At 69.2% G+C, this 19525-nt stretch carries 18 protein-coding genes; 5 read left to right on the top strand and 13 right to left on the bottom strand.

The window, feature by feature from the left end; all coding sequences use genetic code 11:
• Positions 1 to 42 precede the first annotated feature (42 nt).
• From rpmA to ACIHA7_RS14900, 8 genes are all read right to left on the bottom strand, one after another.
• The gene (gene rpmA, locus ACIHA7_RS14935) at positions 43 to 309 is read right to left on the bottom strand and encodes a 50S ribosomal protein L27 (RefSeq protein ID WP_040732806.1); all 267 of its coding nucleotides are present in this window, start codon (positions 307 to 309) and stop codon (positions 43 to 45) included.
• A 22-nt stretch (positions 310 to 331) separates the two neighbouring features.
• Complete coding sequence (rplU, locus tag ACIHA7_RS14930) at positions 332 to 643, bottom strand: 50S ribosomal protein L21 (protein ID WP_040732804.1); 312 nt, start codon at positions 641 to 643, stop codon at positions 332 to 334.
• Between the two features lie 344 nt (positions 644 to 987).
• Positions 988 to 4158 (bottom strand): translation initiation factor IF-2 N-terminal domain-containing protein, encoded by a 3171-nt coding sequence (locus tag ACIHA7_RS14925; protein ID WP_397289569.1) that lies wholly within the window; start codon positions 4156 to 4158, stop codon positions 988 to 990.
• A 505-nt stretch (positions 4159 to 4663) separates the two neighbouring features.
• Positions 4664 to 5080, bottom strand: coding sequence for a nucleoside-diphosphate kinase (ndk, locus tag ACIHA7_RS14920; protein ID WP_107654803.1), 417 nt, complete (start codon positions 5078 to 5080; stop codon positions 4664 to 4666).
• Positions 5081 to 5203: 123 nt separating this feature from the next.
• Positions 5204 to 5443, bottom strand: a complete 240-nt coding sequence (locus tag ACIHA7_RS14915) for a hypothetical protein (RefSeq protein WP_397289567.1) — start codon at positions 5441 to 5443, stop codon at positions 5204 to 5206.
• A 201-nt stretch (positions 5444 to 5644) separates the two neighbouring features.
• Positions 5645 to 6061 carry a DUF4233 domain-containing protein gene (locus ACIHA7_RS14910; protein ID WP_397289565.1) on the bottom strand — a complete coding sequence of 139 codons (417 nt, stop codon included), beginning with the start codon at positions 6059 to 6061 and terminating at the stop codon, positions 5645 to 5647.
• Complete coding sequence (locus tag ACIHA7_RS14905) at positions 6058 to 7428, bottom strand: bifunctional folylpolyglutamate synthase/dihydrofolate synthase (protein WP_397290763.1); 1371 nt, start codon at positions 7426 to 7428, stop codon at positions 6058 to 6060. Before ACIHA7_RS14905 ends, ACIHA7_RS14910 begins: the two co-directional genes overlap by 4 nt.
• Before the next feature lie 95 nt (positions 7429 to 7523).
• Positions 7524 to 10199 (bottom strand): valine--tRNA ligase, encoded by a 2676-nt coding sequence (locus ACIHA7_RS14900; protein WP_397289563.1) that lies wholly within the window; start codon positions 10197 to 10199, stop codon positions 7524 to 7526.
• 172 nt (positions 10200 to 10371) lie between these two features.
• Here ACIHA7_RS14900 and ACIHA7_RS14895 point away from each other — a divergent pair, with 172 nt between their 5' ends.
• Positions 10372 to 10686 carry a helix-turn-helix domain-containing protein gene (locus ACIHA7_RS14895; protein ID WP_397289561.1) on the top strand — a complete coding sequence of 105 codons (315 nt, stop codon included), beginning with the start codon at positions 10372 to 10374 and terminating at the stop codon, positions 10684 to 10686.
• A 132-nt stretch (positions 10687 to 10818) separates the two neighbouring features.
• On the opposite strand, the gene ACIHA7_RS14890 is transcribed toward ACIHA7_RS14895, so the two are convergent.
• Positions 10819 to 11742, bottom strand: coding sequence for an NAD(P)/FAD-dependent oxidoreductase (locus ACIHA7_RS14890; RefSeq protein ID WP_397289559.1), 924 nt, complete (start codon positions 11740 to 11742; stop codon positions 10819 to 10821).
• A 93-nt stretch (positions 11743 to 11835) separates the two neighbouring features.
• Here ACIHA7_RS14890 and ACIHA7_RS14885 point away from each other — a divergent pair, with 93 nt between their 5' ends.
• Together ACIHA7_RS14885 and ACIHA7_RS14880 are read left to right on the top strand one after the other, a co-directional pair.
• Positions 11836 to 12429: a helix-turn-helix domain-containing protein gene (locus ACIHA7_RS14885; protein WP_397289557.1), complete on the top strand. Its 594-nt coding sequence runs from the start codon at positions 11836 to 11838 to the stop codon at positions 12427 to 12429.
• 131 nt (positions 12430 to 12560) lie between these two features.
• Positions 12561 to 13235: an AAA family ATPase gene (locus ACIHA7_RS14880; RefSeq protein ID WP_397289555.1), complete on the top strand. Its 675-nt coding sequence runs from the start codon at positions 12561 to 12563 to the stop codon at positions 13233 to 13235.
• A 78-nt stretch (positions 13236 to 13313) separates the two neighbouring features.
• Here ACIHA7_RS14880 and ACIHA7_RS14875 read toward each other — a convergent pair whose 3' ends face one another.
• Together ACIHA7_RS14875 and ACIHA7_RS14870 are read right to left on the bottom strand one after the other, a co-directional pair.
• Entirely contained in the window at positions 13314 to 14258 is a 945-nt protein-coding gene (locus ACIHA7_RS14875) for a diacylglycerol kinase (RefSeq protein WP_397289553.1), read from the bottom strand.
• Positions 14255 to 15832, bottom strand: a complete 1578-nt coding sequence (locus ACIHA7_RS14870; protein WP_397290761.1) for an FAD-binding oxidoreductase — start codon at positions 15830 to 15832, stop codon at positions 14255 to 14257. The genes ACIHA7_RS14875 and ACIHA7_RS14870 overlap by 4 nt, the downstream gene beginning before the upstream one ends.
• A 102-nt stretch (positions 15833 to 15934) precedes the next feature.
• On the opposite strand from ACIHA7_RS14870, the gene ACIHA7_RS14865 reads away from it, so the two are divergent.
• Both ACIHA7_RS14865 and ACIHA7_RS14860 read left to right on the top strand, forming a co-directional pair.
• Complete coding sequence (locus ACIHA7_RS14865; RefSeq protein ID WP_397289551.1) at positions 15935 to 16555, top strand: TetR/AcrR family transcriptional regulator; 621 nt, start codon at positions 15935 to 15937, stop codon at positions 16553 to 16555.
• Complete coding sequence (locus ACIHA7_RS14860) at positions 16552 to 18099, top strand: glycerol-3-phosphate dehydrogenase/oxidase (protein ID WP_397289549.1); 1548 nt, start codon at positions 16552 to 16554, stop codon at positions 18097 to 18099. Before ACIHA7_RS14865 ends, ACIHA7_RS14860 begins: the two co-directional genes overlap by 4 nt.
• On the opposite strand, the gene ACIHA7_RS14855 is transcribed toward ACIHA7_RS14860, so the two are convergent.
• Positions 18096 to 18551 carry a GNAT family N-acetyltransferase gene (locus ACIHA7_RS14855; RefSeq protein ID WP_397289547.1) on the bottom strand — a complete coding sequence of 152 codons (456 nt, stop codon included), beginning with the start codon at positions 18549 to 18551 and terminating at the stop codon, positions 18096 to 18098. The two genes, ACIHA7_RS14860 and ACIHA7_RS14855, sit on opposite strands and share 4 nt — an antisense overlap.
• Positions 18552 to 18657: 106 nt before the next feature.
• A complete protein-coding gene (locus ACIHA7_RS14850) occupies positions 18658 to 19329 on the bottom strand; it encodes a TetR/AcrR family transcriptional regulator (RefSeq protein WP_397289544.1) in 672 nt (223 codons plus the stop codon).
• Positions 19330 to 19525: the final 196 nt, after the last annotated feature.

Genomic DNA, 19525 nt, shown 5'->3' with positions numbered 1-19525 from the left:
TGCGACCCTGACCCGCTCGGCTGTTGTCTGGAGAGGTAAGGCCTAAGCCTCCACCGGCTCCGGGACGACGATGTTGACGGTCTTGCGTCCGCGCTTGGTGCCGAACTCGACCGCGCCCGCCGCGAGGGCGAACAGGGTGTCGTCACCGCCACGGCCGACGTTCACGCCGGGGTGGAAGTGGGTTCCGCGCTGACGCACCAGGATCTCGCCTGCGTTGACCTTCTGGCCGCCGAACCGCTTGACGCCGAGGCGCTGGGCGTTGGAATCGCGACCGTTCCGGGAGCTGGACGCACCCTTCTTGTGTGCCATAGCTGAATCTCCTCGGGATGTCTTACTTGATGCCGGTGACCTTGATGACCGTCAGCGGCTGACGGTGACCCTGACGCTTGTGGTAGCCGGTCTTGTTCTTGAACTTGTGGATGCGGATCTTCGGGCCCTTGGTCTGCTCGACGACCTCTGCGGCCACGGAGACCTTGGCCAGCTTCGCGGCGTCGGTGGTCAGGTCGGCCCCGTCAACGACGAGAACCGGATCCAGGGCGACGGAAGTACCCGGCTTACCCTCGATCTTCTCGACCTTCACCAGGTCACCGACCGCGACCTTGTACTGCTTTCCGCCGGTCTTGACGATCGCGTACGTTGCCATCGGTCGGCTTCCTCCACTCGAATAAGTACAGTCATGTTTCTTCTCGCGACACACGTGCGCGACGCGAGATGTGTTCTTGGCTGGCTTGCTGCGCGGGGCGTGGTATAACGCCCATCGCCAGGCAGCGACCGACCAAGGTTACCAGAGCACCCCTTCAACGACACAATCCGCCTGTCGGCAGCCTGCGAGCAACCCTTCGCCAGTGGGATTTCGGGGGCTTTCCGGCACCGCGGCGGACACCTCCGGTGCGGTCCTAACCGCCCCGTCCGTGGCCACCACTCGACGAAGCGGCCGACCGCACCGAACAGGTGCGACCGGCCGCGTCGAAGCTGTCAGCGCAGCTGCTACGACTCCGCAGGCGGCGGGCCCGCCGGACGACCGACGGCACGGCGCCGTGGCCGTCGCTGCGGCACCACGGCCGGAGCCGAGGCGGTGAAGTCGACAGCGGGGGCGGGAGCCTGGTCCGCGGTCGGCAGCACGAACACCGCACCGCTGCTGTCCGCGGCGGGCGCGGCGGCCGAACGGGCGACCCTGCGTCGCCGTCCGGTGCGGGCGGCCGGAGCCGGCGCACCGTTGGTTACCGCACGATCCTCGGCAGCGGGTGCCGCCGAATCCGCAGGTGCTTCAGCGGCCGAATCCGCAGGAGTTTCAGCGGCCGGTGGCGCAGGTGTTTCGGCGGCCGGCGCGGCGGGTGCCTCGGCGACCGGCACGGTCTCGGTGACGGTTTCGACGACCTCGACCACCTCGGCCGGTTCGGCATCCACGTCGTCGGCGGGCACGGCCACCGCGGCGTCGGTGACGACCTCGGTCTCGAGCGGCTCGATCTCCGCCGACTCGTCCTCGGTGCCGTCCGACTGGTTGCCGGTCACACCCGACTCGTCCTCGTCGTCACCGTGGTGCGCGGCCATCGCCAAGGCGACCGGGTGCGCCCGCTTGACGGCGATGTCCTCCTCGGACTCGACCGGTGCGGTGCCGTTGTTCGCGGCGACCGGCGCGGCGGGGGCCGCACTCTTGTCGCGGCCACGGCGGCGACGCGATCCGGTCTCCCTGGTCCCGCGCGCGGCGCCGTCGTCGCCCGAGGACGGCTCCACCGGGTAGGCGTGCACCAGGATGCCGCGCCCATGGCAGTGCTCACAGGTGGTCGAGAAGGCCTCGACCAGGCCGGTGCCCAGCTTCTTGCGGGTCATCTGCACCAGGCCGAGCGAGGTCACCTCGGACACCTGATGGCGGGTGCGGTCCCGGCCGAGCGCCTCGGTCAGCCTGCGCAGCACCAGGTCACGGTTCGACTCGAGCACCATGTCGATGAAGTCGACCACGATCATGCCGCCGATATCGCGCAACCGCATCTGGCGCACGATCTCCTCGGCCGCCTCCAGGTTGTTGCGGGTGACCGTCTCTTCCAGGTTGCTGCCGCCGGCACCGGTGAACTTGCCGGTGTTCACGTCGACCACCGTCATCGCCTCGGTGCGGTCGATCACCAGGGTGCCGCCCGAGGGCAGCCACACCTTGCGATCGAGTGCCTTGGCCAGCTGCTCGTCGATCCGGTAGGCCTCGAACACGTCGACGTTGTTGTTGTCGTGCCGGGAGACCCGGGCGAGCATCTCCGGCGCGACGGTGCCGATGTACTTCTCGACCGTGCTCCAGGCCCGGTCACCCTCGATGACGAGCTTGGAGAAGTCCTCGTTGAACAGGTCGCGGATGACCTTGACCAGCAGATCGGGCTCTTCGTACAGCGTCTTGGGCTGACCGTCGTTCTTGCCTTCGGCGGCCTTCTCGATGGTGCGCCAGGTGGCCTGCAGCCGCTCCACGTCGCGGGCCAGCTCGTCCTCGGCCACGCCCTCGGACGCGGTGCGGATGATCACCCCGGCGTCGTTGGGGACGATGTCGCGCAGGATCTCCTTGAGCCGCTTGCGTTCGGTGTCGGGCAGCTTGCGGCTGATGCCGGTGGAGGTGCCGCCCGGCACGTACACCAGGAAGCGTCCGGCCAGGCTGATCTGGGTGGTCAGCCGGGCGCCCTTGTGCCCGACCGGGTCCTTGGAGACCTGGACAAGCACCAGTTCGCCTGGCTTGAGCGCCTGTTCGATCTTGCGCTCTTTACCGCCGAGACCGGCGGCCTCCCAGTTCACCTCGCCCGCGTAGAGCACGCCGTTGCGGCCGCGGCCGATGTCGACGAACGCCGCCTCCATGCTCGGCAGCACGTTCTGCACCTTGCCGAGGTAGACGTTGCCGACCATCGACGCGGAACCGGTGCTGGTGACGAAGTGCTCGACCAGGATGTTGTCCTCGAGCACGGCGACCTGGGTGGCGGTCGGGTGATCCGGGAACGCCTTCTCGCGCACCACCATCACCCGGTCCACCGCTTCGCGGCGGGCCAGGAACTCCGACTCGGTCAGGATCGGCGGGCGACGACGTCCGGCCTCGCGGCCGTCGCGCCTGCGCTGCCGCTTGGCCTCCAGCCGGGTGGAACCGGTGATGCCCTGCACCTCGTCGACCGAGGTGGCGCGGCTGCGGCTCTTGTTCCTCGGCTCGCGCTCGTGCACGACGGTGTTCGGCGGGTCGTCCTCGGTGGCGGCGGCCTCGGCCTCGGCGGGCTCGCCCGCCACCTTGCGGCGGCGACGGCGGCGACGGCGGCGGCTCGCGCCCTCCGGCTCGTTCTCGTCGTCGTCGGAGTCGGTGTTGTCCTCGGCGGCGTCGGTCGAGTCCGTGGTCTCGGCGGTGGTGTCGCCGTTCTGCTCGTCCTCGGCGTCGTCGGAGTCGTTCTCGTCGTCGGCGTCGCTGTGCTGCTCGCCACGACCGCGACCACGGCCACGACGGCCACGGCGCCTGCGGCGCGGCTGACCGTCGGCATCGCTCTGGTCGGCCGATTCCTGGTCGTCCTCGGCCGCCTCGGGCTCTTCCTCGGGCTGCGGCTCGACCACCGGCTCTTCCCGGCGCACATCGCGCTCGGTGCGGCGCTTCCGCCGGGTCTGCTCGGCGGCCGCGGCGTCCGGCGGCAGGAACAGCGGGGCCTGCACGACGGCGGCGGACTCGAAGACCACCGGCGCCGCGACGTGCGGCTCTTCCCGGACGGGGTGGGTGAACAGCTGCACCGACGGCTGGTGTGCGACCTCGTTCGGGTTCTCCGACCCGGAGTGGCCGATCAGCGGTTCGGGCGCGGAGAAGACCAGTCCGCCGTGGCCCCTGCTCGGCGCGGCGGCAGGCTCTTCCGGAGTCTCGGCCGCGGTTTCGGGCTGGGGCTCGACCGGAGTTGCGGCCTGCTGCGCGGCCGGCGTCTCGACCGCCTGCGCCGCCGGAGCGTCACCTTCCGGCGGGCCGAGCGCGTCACGGACGGATTCCGCGATCGCCCGGTCGACATTCGATTGCGCGCTGCGCGCGTCGGACCCCAACTCGGTGAGCTTGGCCAGGATGCGCTTACTCGTTACCCCCAGCAGCTTGGCGAGTGCGTGAACTCGGATTCGCTCCGGCAATTGTTCGGCATCCTGTGGTGTTGTTTCCAATGGCTCTTTTTCGGCCACGAAGTCTCCTCGGACCCCCGGGCGCGTCCCTCCCGGTAAGGAGTGAAGCGGCCGACGCGGGGGCACTGTCCGTTCGCCTCACGCCGCTCAGCGCAAGGTCATCTGGTCTCGCCCCGCATGTCCGGTTATCACCATGTTGTTCGTCGGTTTGGGCTAACTGGTCACGCGGCGCCTGGCTGTTGGCTGAACTCCGCGGTTGTGAGCGCTCATCCAGCGTGCCGACGCGAACAGCAAGCCCAGCGACCGGGCCTTTTGTCCGTGGCAGCGATGATCGGCATCGAACCGCGGTGTGTCATCCGGCTGCGATGGCCCCGATAGTCCACGTACCTGCGCGAACAGTCGGCATCAAAAGCAGCCGATGTCAGTATCCCATACCGAACGCCGCGGTCTCACCGCGGCGCACGGCTTGCCTCGCTAAAGCTCGGCAAACCGCGCCCCGCTAGGCGCTGTGCCTTTGGTTCACTCGCTGCGCTCGCTCACGACTGTGTTCAACTCGCAACTATTTTCAGGCGGGGAACTCCGGGAACCACAGAGCAATCTCACGCTTGGCCGATTCGGGCGAATCGGACCCGTGTACCAGGTTCTCTTGCGTCTCCAGGGCGAAGTCTCCGCGAATGCTGCCGGGCACCGCCTTCTCGACCGGATCGGTGCCGCCGGCGAGCTGCCGGAACGCCGCGATGGCGCGCGGCCCCTCCAGGATGGCCGCGACGACCGGGCCGGAGGTGATGAATTCGATCAGGGAGCCGAAGAACGGCTTCTCGGCGTGCTCGGCGTAGTGGCCCTTGGCCAGGTCCTCGGACACATGCTTCAGCTCGAGGGCCGCGATCTTCAGGCCCTTGCGCTCGATTCGTACCAGCACCTCGCCGACGAGGCCACGGGCCACACCGTCCGGCTTGATGAGTACCAACGTCTGCTCAGTCACGGCGCACACTCTAACCGGCACCCCCGCCGGGTACCGAACCAGCGTTCGTCTGGGGCATGACAGTGCCCCGCCACCAGGAACGGGACGGGGCACCGACGTTGGATCATAGGGCTCCGGCGAAGGTCAGCAGAGGAAGTTGCTGCCCGTCGCCGGCTTACCGCCGAGACCACAGTCGGCGGGTCCGGAGAGGCTCGACAGCAGCTTGGACAACCCGGTCGCGGACCCGGTGTCCGTCGCACCGACCGGTGCGGGCCCAGCGGGCTCCAGCCGCAGGCCTTGTTCGGCCGTCGCCTGTCCCGCTCCGATCATGGTGCCCACCGCAATCGCCCCGAGCACAACACTATTCGCCACAATCCGCTTCATGAGAACGCTCCTTCGCTAGCCGTACGGCGCCCTCTTCGACGCCGTATCAGCGGCCACGCTAGGGAGCGGGGGCTGAGACGGGCAGACCGAAATTGTCTCGACCCCAAGACTGCCGACCCCGAGGAGAGGGGCATCGCACGTGCATCGAGGGCGCAGCGGTACGCGACGCTGGGGCGGCAAGAGGGGAACAGCGTCCTCGGCTCAGGAGGAACGCTGGATCCGCTGGCTCGGCAGCAGGCCCTTCTCCATCCGCCCGCGCACATCCGCACGCAGCACCAGGATGAAGCCCCAGACCACCGCGAACACCACGCCGATGATCCCGATGGACAGGTGGATGAAGGTACCGAGCAGCACGAACACCTGCAGCCCGAGGTTGAACGACATCGCCCACGACCGGCGCTGCAGCCCGGCGCCGAGGATCATCACCAGGGCGAGCACTACCAGGTAGGTGCCCGAAGCCCAGGTCACCCCGCCGCCCACCGAGCCGACCACCGGCAGCGCGAGCAGCACCACGATCGCCTCGAGGATCAGCGTGCCCGCCATCACCCCGCGGAAGCCCTTCCACGGATCGGTCGCGGGTTCGGGCACCGAGTCGGGTTGGGCGGCGGGCTCGGTCATGCGGGGTCCTTTCCGAACAGCGCACGCGTCGCGCCCGCCGTCACTACGGAGCCGGTCACCACGACCCCGGCGCCGGACACCATCTTCCCGGACTCGCCGATCTCCTCGGCGATGGCGATCGCGGTCTCCAGCGCGTCCGGCAGCGTCGGCGCCGTGATCACCCGCTCGTCGCCGAAGCGCTGCACGGCGAGGTCGGCGAGCCGGTCGACGTCCATCGCGCGCGGCGAACCGTTGGCGGTGACGACGATTTCGTCGAGCACCGGTTCCAGCGCGGTGAGGATGCCGTCGGCGTCCTTGTCGGCGAGCACGGAGACCACACCGACCAGCTTGCGGAAGTCGAACTCCGCGGTCAAAGTCGAGGCCAGCGCCTGCGCGCCCGCGGGATTGTGTGCGGCGTCGATGAAGATGGTCGGCGCACTGCGCATCCGCTCGAGCCGGCCAGGGCTGGTCACGCTCGCGAAACCCGCACGGACAGCCTCGATGTCGAGCTGGCGGTCGGCACCGGCGCCGAAGAACGCCTCGACCGCCGCGAGCGCGAGCACCGCGTTGCGCGCCTGATGCTCGCCGTGCAGCGGCAGGAAGATCTCGTCGTACACCCCGCCGAGGCCTTGCAGTTCGAGCTGCTGGCCGCCGATCGCGATCTGACGGGCCAGCACCCGGAATTCGCCGCCTTCGCGCGCCACCGCGGCGTCCACCTCGACGGCGCGGCGCAGCAGCACCTCCATCGCCTCGGGGTCCTGCTCGGCGATGATCGCGACGGTGTCGCGCGGAATCAGGCTCTCCGGTGCGCGTTTGATGATCCCGGCCTTCTCGCCCGCGATGGAGGCGAGATCGCTGCCGAGGTAGTCGGTGTGGTCCAGCCCGATCGGGGTGATCACCGCGACCTGGCCGTCGATCACGTTGGTGGCGTCCCAGGTGCCGCCGAGGCCGGTCTCCACCACCGCCACGTCGACGGGTGCTTCGGCGAACGCCGCGTACGCCATGCCGGTGAGCACCTCGAATTTGCTCATCTTCGGCCCGCCCACCTCGGCCGACTGCGCGTCGATCATCTCGATGAACGGCTGCAGCTCGCGGTAGGTCTCCACGTATCTGGCGGGTGTGATCGGCGCGTTGTCGATGCTGATCCGCTCGGTGGCCAGCTGCAGGTGCGGGCTGGTGATCCGGCCGGTGCGCCGGTGCAGCGCGGTGAGCAGCGCGTCGATCATCCTGGTCACCGAGGTCTTGCCGTTGGTGCCCGCGACGTGGATCGCCGGGTAGCTCTGCTGCGGCGAGCCGAGCAGATCCATCAGCGTGGCGATGCGGGTGAGCGACGGCTCGATCTTGGTTTCCGGCCAGCGGGTGTCGAGTTCGGCCTCCACCAGCGCCATCTCGGCCAGCTCGACCGGCGACGGCCCGGAGCTCAGCCGCGGTCCGGCGGCCGGATGCCGCAGCTCGTCGCCGTACTGGGGTTCGGGTTCGTGGTTCATTTGCCGCTCAGTTCCGCGAGCCGGGCGCCGATGCGCGCCACCTCGGCGGCGGCGACTTCCTGGCGGCCCTTGATCTTCACGACCACCGGTTCCGGCGCCTTGGCGAGGAAGGCCTCGTTGCCGAGTTTGGCGGTGGTGCCCGCCAGTTCCTTCTCCGCGGCGGCCAGGTCCTTCTCCAGGCGACGGCGTTCGGCGTCCAGGTCGACCGCGCCGGAGGTGTCCAGCTCGACGGTGACGGTGGCGCCGCTCAGCCGGACCTCCACCGTCGCGGTCGCCGCGAAATCCTCGCCCGGCTCGGTGAGCCGGGCCAGATTCGCGACCGAGTCGTGCAGTTCGGTGAGCCCTGCGGTGTCGAGGCCGATGAGCTTGGCCGCCACCTTCTGCTTGTCGGCCAGGCCCTGATCGCCACGGAATCGGCGGATCTCGGTGATCAACCGCTGGGTGTCCGCGATGCGCTGCGCCGACACCTGATCGGTCGGCACACCGGAGGCCTGCGGCCACGCGGCGATCACCAGCGACTCGCCACCGGTCAGCGCCTGCCACAGCGACTCGGTGACGAACGGGATGACCGGATGCAGCAGCCGCAGCACCGCGTCCAGCACGGTGCCGAGCACCAGCTGGGTGGTGTCGGCGCGGGCACCCTCCTCGGCGAACTGCACCTTGGTCAATTCCAGGTACCAGTCACACAATTCGTCCCAGGCGAAGTGGTACAGCGCCTCACAGGCCTTACCGAACTCGTAACCGTCCAGCGCCGCGTCCACCTCGGCGCGCACCTCGTCGAGCCGATCCAGGATCCAGCGGTCGGCGTCGGTGAGCTGGGCGCGGTCGGGCAGCGCACCGGTGCGCGCGCCGTTCATCAGCGCGAACTTGGTGGCGTTGAACAGTTTCGTGACGAAGCTGCGCGAGGCGAGCGCGTGCTGTTCACCGACCGAGAGGTCACCGCCGGGCTGCGCGCCGCGGGCCAGGGTGAATCGCAGTGCGTCGGCGCCGTATTCGTTGATCCAGCTCAGCGGGTCGATGCCGTTGCCACGCGACTTCGACATCTTCTTGCCGTACTGGTCGCGAATCAGGCCGTGCAGGAACACATCCTTGAACGGAACCTGCGCCCCTTCCTTGCCGGCTGTTAGGACCGAGTCGCTACCGACGTAGGTACCGAACATCATCATCCTGGCCACCCAGAAAAACAGGATGTCGTACCCGGTGACGAGAACGCTTGTCGGATAGAACTTCTCGAGTTCCGGGCTGGCGTCGGGCCAGCCCATGGTGGAGAACGGCCACAAGCCGGAGGAGAACCAGGTGTCGAGCACGTCCGGGTCCTGCACGTAGCCCTCCGGCGCGGTCTCGCCGGGGCCGACGCAGATGACCTCGCCCTCGGGGCCGTACCAGATGGGGATGCGGTGACCCCACCAGAGCTGGCGGGAGATGCACCAGTCGTGCATGTTGTCGACCCAGTCGAACCAGCGCGGCTCCGAGCTGGCGGGGTGAATCACGGTGTCGCCGTTGCGCACCGCGTCGCCCGCCGCCTTGGCCAGCGTCTCCACTTTGACCCACCACTGCATGGACAGGCGGGGCTCGATCGGTTCACCGCTGCGCTCGGAATGCCCGACGCTGTGCACGTACGGGCGCTTCTCGGCGACCACGCGGCCTTCGGCGGCCAACCGCTCGCGCACCGCGACGCGGGCCTCGAACCGGTCCATGCCGTCGAATTCGGTGCCGGTGTCGATGATTCGGCCACGCTCGTCCATGATGTTGGGCATCGGCAGGTTGTGCCGCAGCCCCATCTCGAAGTCGTTCGGGTCGTGCGCGGGGGTGATCTTCACTGCGCCGGAACCGAATTCGGGGTCGACGTAGTCGTCGGCGATGATCGGGATCTGCCGCCCGGTGATCGGGTGCTCCAGGGTGGTGCCGATCAGCGCGCGGTAGCGCGGGTCGTCCGGGTGCACGGCCACCGCGGTGTCACCGAGCATGGTCTCCACCCGGGTGGTGGCCACGATCACGTGCGGCTCGTTGTCGTCGAGCGAGCCGTAGCGCAGCGAGACGAGCTCGCCGTCGACGTCCTCGTACTTGACCTCGATATCGGAGATGGCGGTGCGCAGCGCGGGCGACCAGTTGACCAGTCGCTCGGCGCGGTAGATCAGTCCGGCGTCGTAGAGCCGCTTGAAGATCGTCTGCACGGCCTGGGAGAGGCCGTCGTCCATGGTGAATCGGTCGCGGCTCCAGTCGACGCCGTCGCCGAGCGCGCGCATCTGCCACTGGATGGCGCCGCCGGACTCGCGCTTCCAGTCCCACACCTTGTCGATGAACAGCTCGCGGCCGAAGTCTTCCTTGGTCTTGCCGTCGACGGCGAGCTGCTTCTCCACGATGGTCTGGGTGGCGATGCCCGCGTGGTCCATGCCGGGCAGCCACAGCACCTCGTAGCCCTGCATCCGCTTGCGGCGGGTGAGTGCGTCCATGATCGTGTGGTCGAGGGCGTGGCCCATGTGCAGGTTGCCGGTGACGTTCGGCGGGGGCAGCACGATCGAGTAGGGCGGCTTGTCGCTGGTCGCGTCCGCCTCGAAATAGCCAGCGGCTACCCAGCGCTCGTACATCGAGGCCTCTACCTCGCCGGGGTTCCAGCTCTTGGGGAGGGCATCGGCACGATTACGCGGATTGTCAGGGGCTGCGCTGGTCACCCGACGATTCTAGTGGTCGGGCTCAACCGTTTTCCGCAGGGTGCGGGGCGACGCCGGAATCAATCCCGTGGTGCGGCGATTCCGGGCGCAGTGGCGCCCGGCCGGTGGCTGAGCCGGCCGGCTCGCGGCGCGGTGGGCAGGCCGGACACCGGGTCGTGTGAAACTTGCCGACGTGAGTGAGCTCGGCGAATTTCTGAGGGGCAAGCGCGCGTCGATCGCGCCGGAGCAAGTCGGTCTGCCGCCCGTCGGCAACCCACGCCGGGTGAGTGGGCTGCGTCGCGAAGAGGTCGCCCAGCTGGCGGGGCTGAGCGTCGATCAGTACACCCGGCTGGAGCTCGGCCGGGTGACCCACGTCTCGGAGGAGGTGCTCGCCGGGATCGCGCGGGCGTTGCTGCTGACCGAGGACGAAGTGGCCTGCCTGCGGCGACTCGGGTCGCGGCACCGGTTGCCGCACAACGAGATTGCCCGGGACCCGGACAAAAAGTAAGGCGGAGTCTTCGGTGGATGAGGGACACCGAAGACTCCGCCTACACCAGAAAGCTTACCGTCCCAGCTGGAAGGGTTCTCGAATCCATAAGCAATTCTCAGCTTCCGGCATTTTCTACCCCTGATCTCCGGATTAACCGGTCGAAACGGGCATCTGGGCGGCCACTTGCGCCAGGTCGACATTGATCGCGACCGCGGCCGAGTAGCCCGCCGACGCCGCACCGACGACCTGGGCCGCGGGGTTCGCGACATTGCCCGCCGCCCAGACGCCCGGCACGCTGGTCCGCCCGGACGGGTCGGCGACCACCCAGCCCTTCTCGTCGAAGTCGCAACCCAGGGTGTGCAGCAGGTCGGCGTTGGGCACGAAGGTAGGCGCGACGAACAGGGCCGAGCAGGGCACCGCACGCCCGTCTGCCAGTTCCACACCGCGCAACGTGCCGTCGACGACGAGTCGAGCGACCTCGCCCTCGACGATCCGGACGCCGCGCGCGGTGAGCTGGGCCCGATCGGTGTCGGACAACTCCATCGTGTGCTGGAACAAGGTCACCTCGGCCGACCACTGCGGCAGCACCAGCGCCAGGTGCGGCACGCGCGGATCGGCGCCGCCGAGCAGACCGAGCGGTTGCTGGCGCACCTCGTACCCATGGCAGTACGGGCAGTGCAGCACGTCGATGCCCCACCGCTCGCGCACGCCGGGCAGGTCCGGCAGTTGGTCGCGCAGTCCCGTGGCGACCAGGATCCGCCGCGCGGTCAGAGTGCGCCCGCTTGCCAGAAGAACGGTGAAATCGTCTCCAGCGGTAGACTTTTCGGCGTCGGTCACGATGTCATCGATCAGCTCGCCGCCGTATCCGGCGACCTCCGCCGCGCCCCGCTCGAGCAACTCACCCGGCGGCATGCCGTCTCGACTGAGGAATCCGTGCATGTGTTCGGCGGGCGCGTTGCGTGGCGCGCCACCTCGTACTACCGCCACCGTGCGCATCGACCTGGTCAGCACCAGCGCCGCGGACAGTCCCGCCGTGCCCCCGCCGACAACCACTACGTCATATTCTTCGCTCATCCAGCGATCACCTCCGCCGCACAGGTTGCCGGTCTCGTCGCGATTACAGCAACTTATATTGCCGTTTCCGGGAATTCGAGGTGCACTGGAGTCATGCAGAACCAGCCGACCATCGCCGCCGCGCTCGCCGATATCGGTCCGCGGCTCAAGGCGGCGCGCACGCACCGCAATGTGACCCTGACGGCCTTGGCGGAGTCCACCGGGATCTCCAAGAGCACCCTGTCCCGGCTGGAGTCCGGGCAACGCCGCGCCAGCCTGGAACTCCTGTTGCCGATCGCGCTGGCCCTGCAGGTGCCGCTGGAGGAACTCGTCGCCACACCGAAGATCGCCGACCCGCGGGTGCATGCTCCGGCACGAAAGGTGAACGGCATCACCGTGTTTCCGCTCACTCGCCAGCCGGGCCCGTTGCAGGCCTTCAAGATGATGCTGCCCGCCGACCGCACCGAGCCGGAGCCGCGCGTGCACGAAGGGTACGAGTGGCTCTACGTACTGTCCGGTCGGCTACGGATGGTGCTCGGCGAGCACGATATTGTCCTCGGACCTGGCGAAGCCGCCGAATTCGATACCAGGCAACCGCATTGGTTCGGCTCCACCGGCCGCGGTACGGTCGAAATCCTCAGCCTCTTCGGGAGTCAAGGCGAGCGCATGCACGTCCGCGCGCGCAGCCGCGGCGGCCGATCCGGATAGTCACGATTCGACCGCGCCCGTATTGTCCGTTGTTGCGATATCGGCCGCGGATGCGGAGGCTGGAGGATGTGAGTGAAAAATCAGGGTTTTCCCCGTTGCCGGAACAAGGCCGGCTAGGGACTCTGGAAGAGGTGAACCCTCCGCTCGTCGCACTGCCACCGCACTCCCCCGAGGCGCTATCGTCTTTCCTCGCACCGGATGCCGTGCACGATCTGCGCGGGCGGGTCATCGACGAACTGCAGTACCCGCCCATGGCGGCGCTGGTCGTCGCCGGGATACCGGGTGCGGGCAAGAGCACGGTGCTGCGCCGGTTCTTCGGCGCCACCACCGAGGCGGAAGACCCCTCCGGCGGGCCGGAAGGGTCGATCGTGCTGGACTCGCTGCAAGCCCGGAATCGGTTGCGGCACCGGCTCGGCTGGCTGCCGTACTCACTGTGGCGACCGATCGTCCACGTCGTGCACTTCGCGGGAATTCGTACGGCGCTGCGTGATACGGACGGACCGGTGGTCATCCACGACTGCGCCACCACCGGCTGGGCGCGGCGGATCATCGCCCTCTGGGCCGCCGGGTACGGCAGGGAGCTGCACGTGATCCTGCTCGATGTGCCCGCCGCGGTGGCCCGCGCCGGGCAACAGGCGCGCGGGCGGCGGTCCAATCGAATGACCTTTGTGCTGCACTGCTTTCGCTGGCGGCGGCTGATGCAGCGACTGGGGGCCGGCGGCGGCCTGCGGCCCGCGCCGGAGTCGTTGGTGATCGTCGACCGGAGCAACATCAATCAGATGAACCGGGTCACCTTCGCCGCGTAGGAAATCCGCGTCCGCCAGCCGTTGCGAATGCCCGGACACCACTCGTTCCCGCTTGCGCGGGAACCGGGCGATGCGGGCTCAGGGAACCAGCACTGTCAGCGCACTCGGTACGGCGCGGATGGTGATCGGCAACGTGCCCGCGGGTTCACCGTCGGCGGTCGCCGGGGCGCCGGGCGCGGTCAGGGTGATCTCGGCGGCTCGATACTGCTTGACCTCCGGGTGATTCTGCCGTTTACCCGCGGACAGCGCGGGCAACAGCCGCAGCATCTCCACCCGGGACAAACCGCCGACCACGGTCAGATCGAGCAGGCCGTCGTCCAGCACCGCGTCCGGGCAGATCAGCATGCCGCCGCCGTAGGTGCGGGTATTGCCGACCGCGACCATCACCGCGTTGGTCGCTACCGCCGAACCCTCCCCCGGGTTCGTCAGCCCCTCGGTGACCGCGCCGGTCAGTTCGACCCGATAGGGCACGGTGAACCGGCCCGAGATCTCGGCCAGCGCGGCGACGGTGTAGCGCAGCCGGCCCCTCGGCCAGCGCATAGCGTTGGCGCGCAGGGTAACTCGGGCGTCGAACCCGGTGCCGGTGACGGTGACGAACCACATCGGCGCCGATCCCGGTGCGGACGGTTCGATCCGGCCGAGGTCGATGGTCCGGATCTTCCCGTCGGCGACGAGATCGGCGGCGGCGACCGGATCTTCGGTGGGCACGCCGAGCTCCCTGGCGAGGTCGTTGCCGGTGCCCGCCGGAACCATGCCGAGCGGCACGCCCGTCTGCGCGACGGCGTCGAGGGTCACGTTGATCAGGCCGTCGCCGCCGATGCAGACCACCGCGTCGCCGCTGCCGCGCGCGATCGAGTCCCGCACCAGCCGAACCGTTTCGGCGGCCGACGGCGCACGCACCTCGGCGACGTCGACGCCGCGGGCCCGCAACCGCGCCATGGCCGCGTCCGCGGCGTCGTGTCCGGCACGCGGGTTGGTCACCACGGTGACCGCGCGCACCGTTCGGAACGAGTTCTGCGTCACGGGATCAGCTTTCCAGGATTGAGGATGCCCGCCGGGTCCAATTCGGCTTTCACCGCGCGCAATACGCGGACCCCGAGGTCGCCGACCTCGGCGGGCAGCCACGGGCGATGGTCGGTGCCGACCGCGTGATGGTGGGTGATGGTGCCGCCGTTGGCCACGATCGCGTCGCCGACAGCCTGTTTCGCCGTGTGCCACTGCGCGATCGGATCATCGAGCTGTTTGGCGACGACGGTGAAGTACAGCGACGCACCGGTCGGATAGGTGTGCGAGATGTGGCACATGACCAGCGGCGGGGTGCCCTGCCCGGTGAGCGAATCGGTCAGCGCGGCAGTCACCTTCGCCTTGAGCGTGCCGAGGTTCGCCCAGGTCGTCGCGGTCTCCAGCGTCTCGCACAGCACGCCGACGTCCAGCAGCGCATCGCGCAGGTAGGGCGCGCCGAAGCGGCCGTGCTCCCATTCCCTGGCCGGGGTCTCGCCGAGCGCGGTGCCACCCGCCGCGGTGAGCAGGGCGCTCGCTTCGGCGCTGCGGGCCGCGACATGCGCCGCAGTGCCTTCGAAGGTGGTGATGGCCAGGCAGCCTGCGATCGCAGTGCCGCCGATATCGCTGGAGCGAGCCAGATTGACCCCGGTCTCGGCCTCGTCGGACAGGCGAAGCACCGTCGGTGCGGCACCCGTCTGCACGACCGAACGCAGTGCGGCGGCGCCGGTTTCGAAGTCGGGGAACGACCACCCTTGGTAGGCAGTGGTTTCCGGCACCGGATGCACGCGCACGGTGACCTCGGTGATCACACCGAGTGCGCCCTCCGAGCCGACGAACAGCTCACGCAGATCAGGACCCGCCGCAGAGGCAGGCGGACGGCCGAGTTCCAGTGTGCCGGTGGGGGTAGCGATCTTCAGCCGCTGCACCATGTCGTCGAACCGCCCGTAGCCCGCCGAGGCCTGCCCGGACGACCGGGTGGCGGCGAACCCGCCGATGCTGGCGAATTCGAAGCTCTGCGGGAAATGCCCGAGCGAAAGTCCGTGCGCCCTGAGTAGGTCCTCCGCGCGTGGGCCGGTCAGCCCGGCGCCGAGGGTGGCCATGCCGCTGACCGGGTCGATATCGGACACCCCGTCGAGTCTGCGCAGGTCCAGCGCGACCACGGTGGCGAAGCGGCCGCGCACCGGATCGACGCCGCCGACCACGCTGGTGCCGCCGCCGAACGGCACGACCGCGACGGCGTGCTCGGCGCAGTAGGCCAGCACGGCGAGCACCTGTTCGTGATCGGCGGGGAAGACGACGGCGTCCGGGGCGTCCTGCGGGCCCTCGGCACGGCGGCGCAGCAGGTCAGGCGTGCTCTTACCGCCTGCGTGCCGGAGTCGGTCGCGGTGGTCGGTCGAGACGTTGTCCGCGCCGACCAACTCGGCCAGCCCGTCTCGCCGGGTAGGCGTCAGCGCCGACTCGCGAAGCGGCACTTCGCCCTCATCGCGGCGCGCCACCGGGTCGCCGGACACTCCGAACACCTGGGTGAGCAGGCCACGGACCTGTGCCGATAACGGCTTGTGACCGGCTGGAATGCCCCAGGCATCCCAGACCATCCTCGCCACGGCCTCGGCTGCGTACTTCTGCGTGTCGACCATGCGTTACAGTTTGACATAGAATGTCAAGCAGTAACGAGACGACCTCCCCGAGGTGAACCCTTGACCACTCCCGACGACCCGCTTTCCGCCATCGATCTCGCGATCCTCGATGCCGCCCGGCGTTGCGTGGCGGAGTTCGGCGTGCGCCGCACCACGCTCACCGAGGTGGCCCGGCGCGCGGGTGTCAGCAGGCCGACCGTCTACCGCCGCTGGCCCGACACCGGGGCGCTGGTGGCCGAGCTGCTGGTGCGCGAGCTGCGCGCGATCGTCGCCGCCACCATGCCCACCGCGGGCATCGGCCGCACCCGGCTGGTCACCGGGATCGTCGCGGGAGCCGCGAAGGTTCGCTCGAACCCGTTGTTCGGCAAGATTTTTCGTGCCGATACCGACCTGATGCTCACCTATGTCTTCGGTCGGCTCGGCCGCAACCAGCGCGCTTTGCTCGAACTGTTCGCCGCGGGCATTCGAGAAGGCCAGCAGGACGGGTCCATTCGCGAAGGCGACCCCGAGCAGCTGGCCACCATGCTCCTGCTGATCGCGCAATCCGCGGTCCAGTCGGCAGGCACGGTGGAACCGCTGCTCGCCGGACCCGACCTGGACGCGGAGCTGTCCCGCGCACTCGACGGCTATCTCGTGCCGACCGATCGGCACGGCACCGAACTCGGAAAGGCACTGCGATGAACAGGCATTCGGTGGTCACCGGCGACTCCGCCCTCAACGCGGAACGCCGCACCAGGGAGCTGCGCCAGCTCGGCGACGGGGGTGAGATCGACGTCCTGGTGATCGGCGGCGGCGTCACCGGCGTCGGCGCCGCGCTCGACGCGGCGGCTCGCGGACTGCGCACCGTGCTGGTCGAGCGGCACGACCTCGCGTTCGGTACCAGCCGGTGGAGTTCGAAGCTGGTGCACGGCGGGCTGCGGTATCTGGCCAGCGGCCAGGTCGGCATCGCGCACGAAAGTGCTGTGGAGCGCGGCATTCTGATCCGTACCACGGCACCGCATCTCGTCCGCCCGCTGCCGCAGCTGGTGCCGCTGCTGCCCGGCCTCGGAGCCGCGCAGAGCGCGCTGGTGCGGGCGGGTTTCCTGGCGGGTGACGCGCTGCGCCGCGGTGCGGGCACCCCGGCCGCTATCCTGCCCCGGTCCCGCCGGGTCGCGGCCGCCGAGGCACTGCGGCTCGCGCCGACCGTGCGCCGCGACGGGCTGCGTGGCGGTCTCCAGTCGTGGGACGGTCAGCTAGTCGACGACGCCCGCCTGGTGGTCGCGTTGGCCCGCACCGCCGCCGCACACGGCGCGACGGTCCTGACCCGCGTCGAAGCCTCTGACGTGAACGGCAATTCGGCTCGGCTGCGCGACACCCTGACCGGCGAGACCCTGTCCGTGCGCGCCCGCGCCGTCGTCAACGCCACCGGTGTGTGGGCCGACGAGGTCGATCCCAGCATCGAGCTGCGCCCGAGCCGCGGCACCCACCTGGTGTTCGACGCCGCGGCGTTCGGCGGGCTCACCGCCTCGCTGACCGTCCCGGTGCCGGGCAGCACCAGCCGTTTCGTCTTCGCCTTCCCCGCCGCGCACGGCCGCGTGTACCTGGGCCTGACCGACGAGGACGCCCCCGGACCGGTCCCGGACGAGCCGAAACCCACCGACACCGAGATCGATTTCCTGCTCGACACCATCAACACCGCGCTGCGCGAACCGTTGACCCGCGCCGACATTCGCGGCACCTACGCGGGCCTGCGCCCGCTGCTGAAGACCGCCGACGACAGCACCGCCGACATCTCCCGCAAACACGCTGTCCTGCACTCCCCCACCGGAGTCGTCACCATCGTCGGCGGCAAACTCACCACCTACCGCCAGATGGCCGAGGACGTCATCGACGCGGCCGTCGACCGCGCCGGTCTCACCGCGGGACCCTGCCGCACCAAACGACTTCCGTTGGTGGGCGCGGTTTCCGGCGCCGCTCGCGACCGCATCGACGCGCCCCCGGTGCTGATCGACCGTTACGGCAGCGAGGCAGCGACCGTTCTCGCTGCCACGCAACACAATCCGGCACTGGCCCAACCGGTGGCGCCCGGGATGGACGTCACCGCGGCAGAATTCCACTTCGGCGTCACCCACGAAGGCGCGCTCGACGCCGACGATCTCCTGGACCGCCGCACCCGGATCGGCCTGATCGCCGAAGACCGTGCGGCCGCCACCCCGGCGGCGGTGGCCGCGCTGGCGCCTGCCTAGGTTTCCGAGACGGACCCGTCGAACGTCCACGAGTCGATATCGGCGCACATGGTGGCACGTGGCCAGTCGTCGAGGCCGTGCGCGGCTTCGGCGGCGCGGATGGCGTGCAGACCCGGCGTCTGCTCCTCTTCGGACAGGTAGCGGAAGCCGAGGCGCTCGTAGTACGGGCCGTTCCACGCGACGTCGATGAAGGTGGTCAGGGTGATCGCCTGCATGCCATGGTCTTTGGCCCAGAACACGGCGTGGTCGATGAGCTGTTTGCCGATCCGGCGGCCCCGGTAATCGGGGTGCACCGACACCTGATCGATGTGCGCCATCTGGTCGACGACGCCGAGGACCAGGTAACCGATCGGGTGGTCGCCGTCGTCGGTCCAGACCCACGCGCGTCCGGCGCGCTGGAATTCGCGCAATGTTTCTAAGGGCGGCGGTTCATCCTCCGCCACGGCTGTCATACCGATTTCCGCGAACGGTCTACCCGCTGCGATCTCGATATCCTGCAGGACTGGCAAGTCGTCCTCGGTCGCCGGTCGGATCACGGACACCTTCGCATCATAGAGATCAGGTGGCGGGCGTGGCGAGAATGCCCTCGATCAGCACCCGAAGTGCCCAGCGGGCACGCTGGTCCCCCGCACCCGACATCATGACGTCCCCCATGGCCACGATCATCGGGTAGCGCTCGGCCGACAGGGCGGCGAAGCGCTCGCGCGCCTCGGCCTGGTGGACCTCGGCGCGCGTGCCTTTGGTGTTGTAGGCACTCTGTTCGGCGGCGACCGCGGTGATGTGCAGGAACAGCAGGTCGACGGCCCACGAGTTGGTGCGCTCGTCCACCCCGCCCTCGGCGAGCAGCGCCAGCATCCGGTCGACGAGCACGAGTGCATTCGTCCCGGTCGGGATCGCCCCGAGCGCGACGAGCGCCAGCCCCTCGTGCCTGCTCATCACCGTGACCGCCGACTCGACCAGCTCGAACAGCCGGTCGCGCCAGGTGCCGCCGGTAGGTTCCTCGATCGTGCCGAGTACATGGTCGAGCATCGCGGCCATCAGGTCGTCGCGGTTGGCGACGTAGACGTAGAGCGAGGCCGCGCCGGTGTCGAGCTCCTGAGCGACGCGGCGCATGGTCAGCGCGGCTTGGCCGTCCTGATCGAGGACGCGCAGGCCGGTTTCGATGATCACGTCACGGCTCAGCGGGGCCTTGGCCGGACGGGCTCGGCGGCTGACCGGCGCTGGGTTCATGACGATGCCTCGCTCGGTCGCGTCGAAACCGCCTGGCTCGCTGCTCGTTCTCCGCGCTCGCTCATGCGCCGAGCATACGCGCCGAACGAACAATGTTTGACACGAACAGCGTTCGTTCCGTACCGTCCTTCAACGAACACCGTTCGTAACGATCGAAGTTCGATCACTCTCCGCTCCACCTCGAAGGAGGTGTCCC

Source organism: Nocardia sp. NPDC052316 (assembly GCF_044547795.1).
GTDB lineage: Bacteria > Actinomycetota > Actinomycetes > Mycobacteriales > Mycobacteriaceae > Nocardia.
This window is presented reverse-complemented; position numbering and strand designations above follow the sequence as displayed.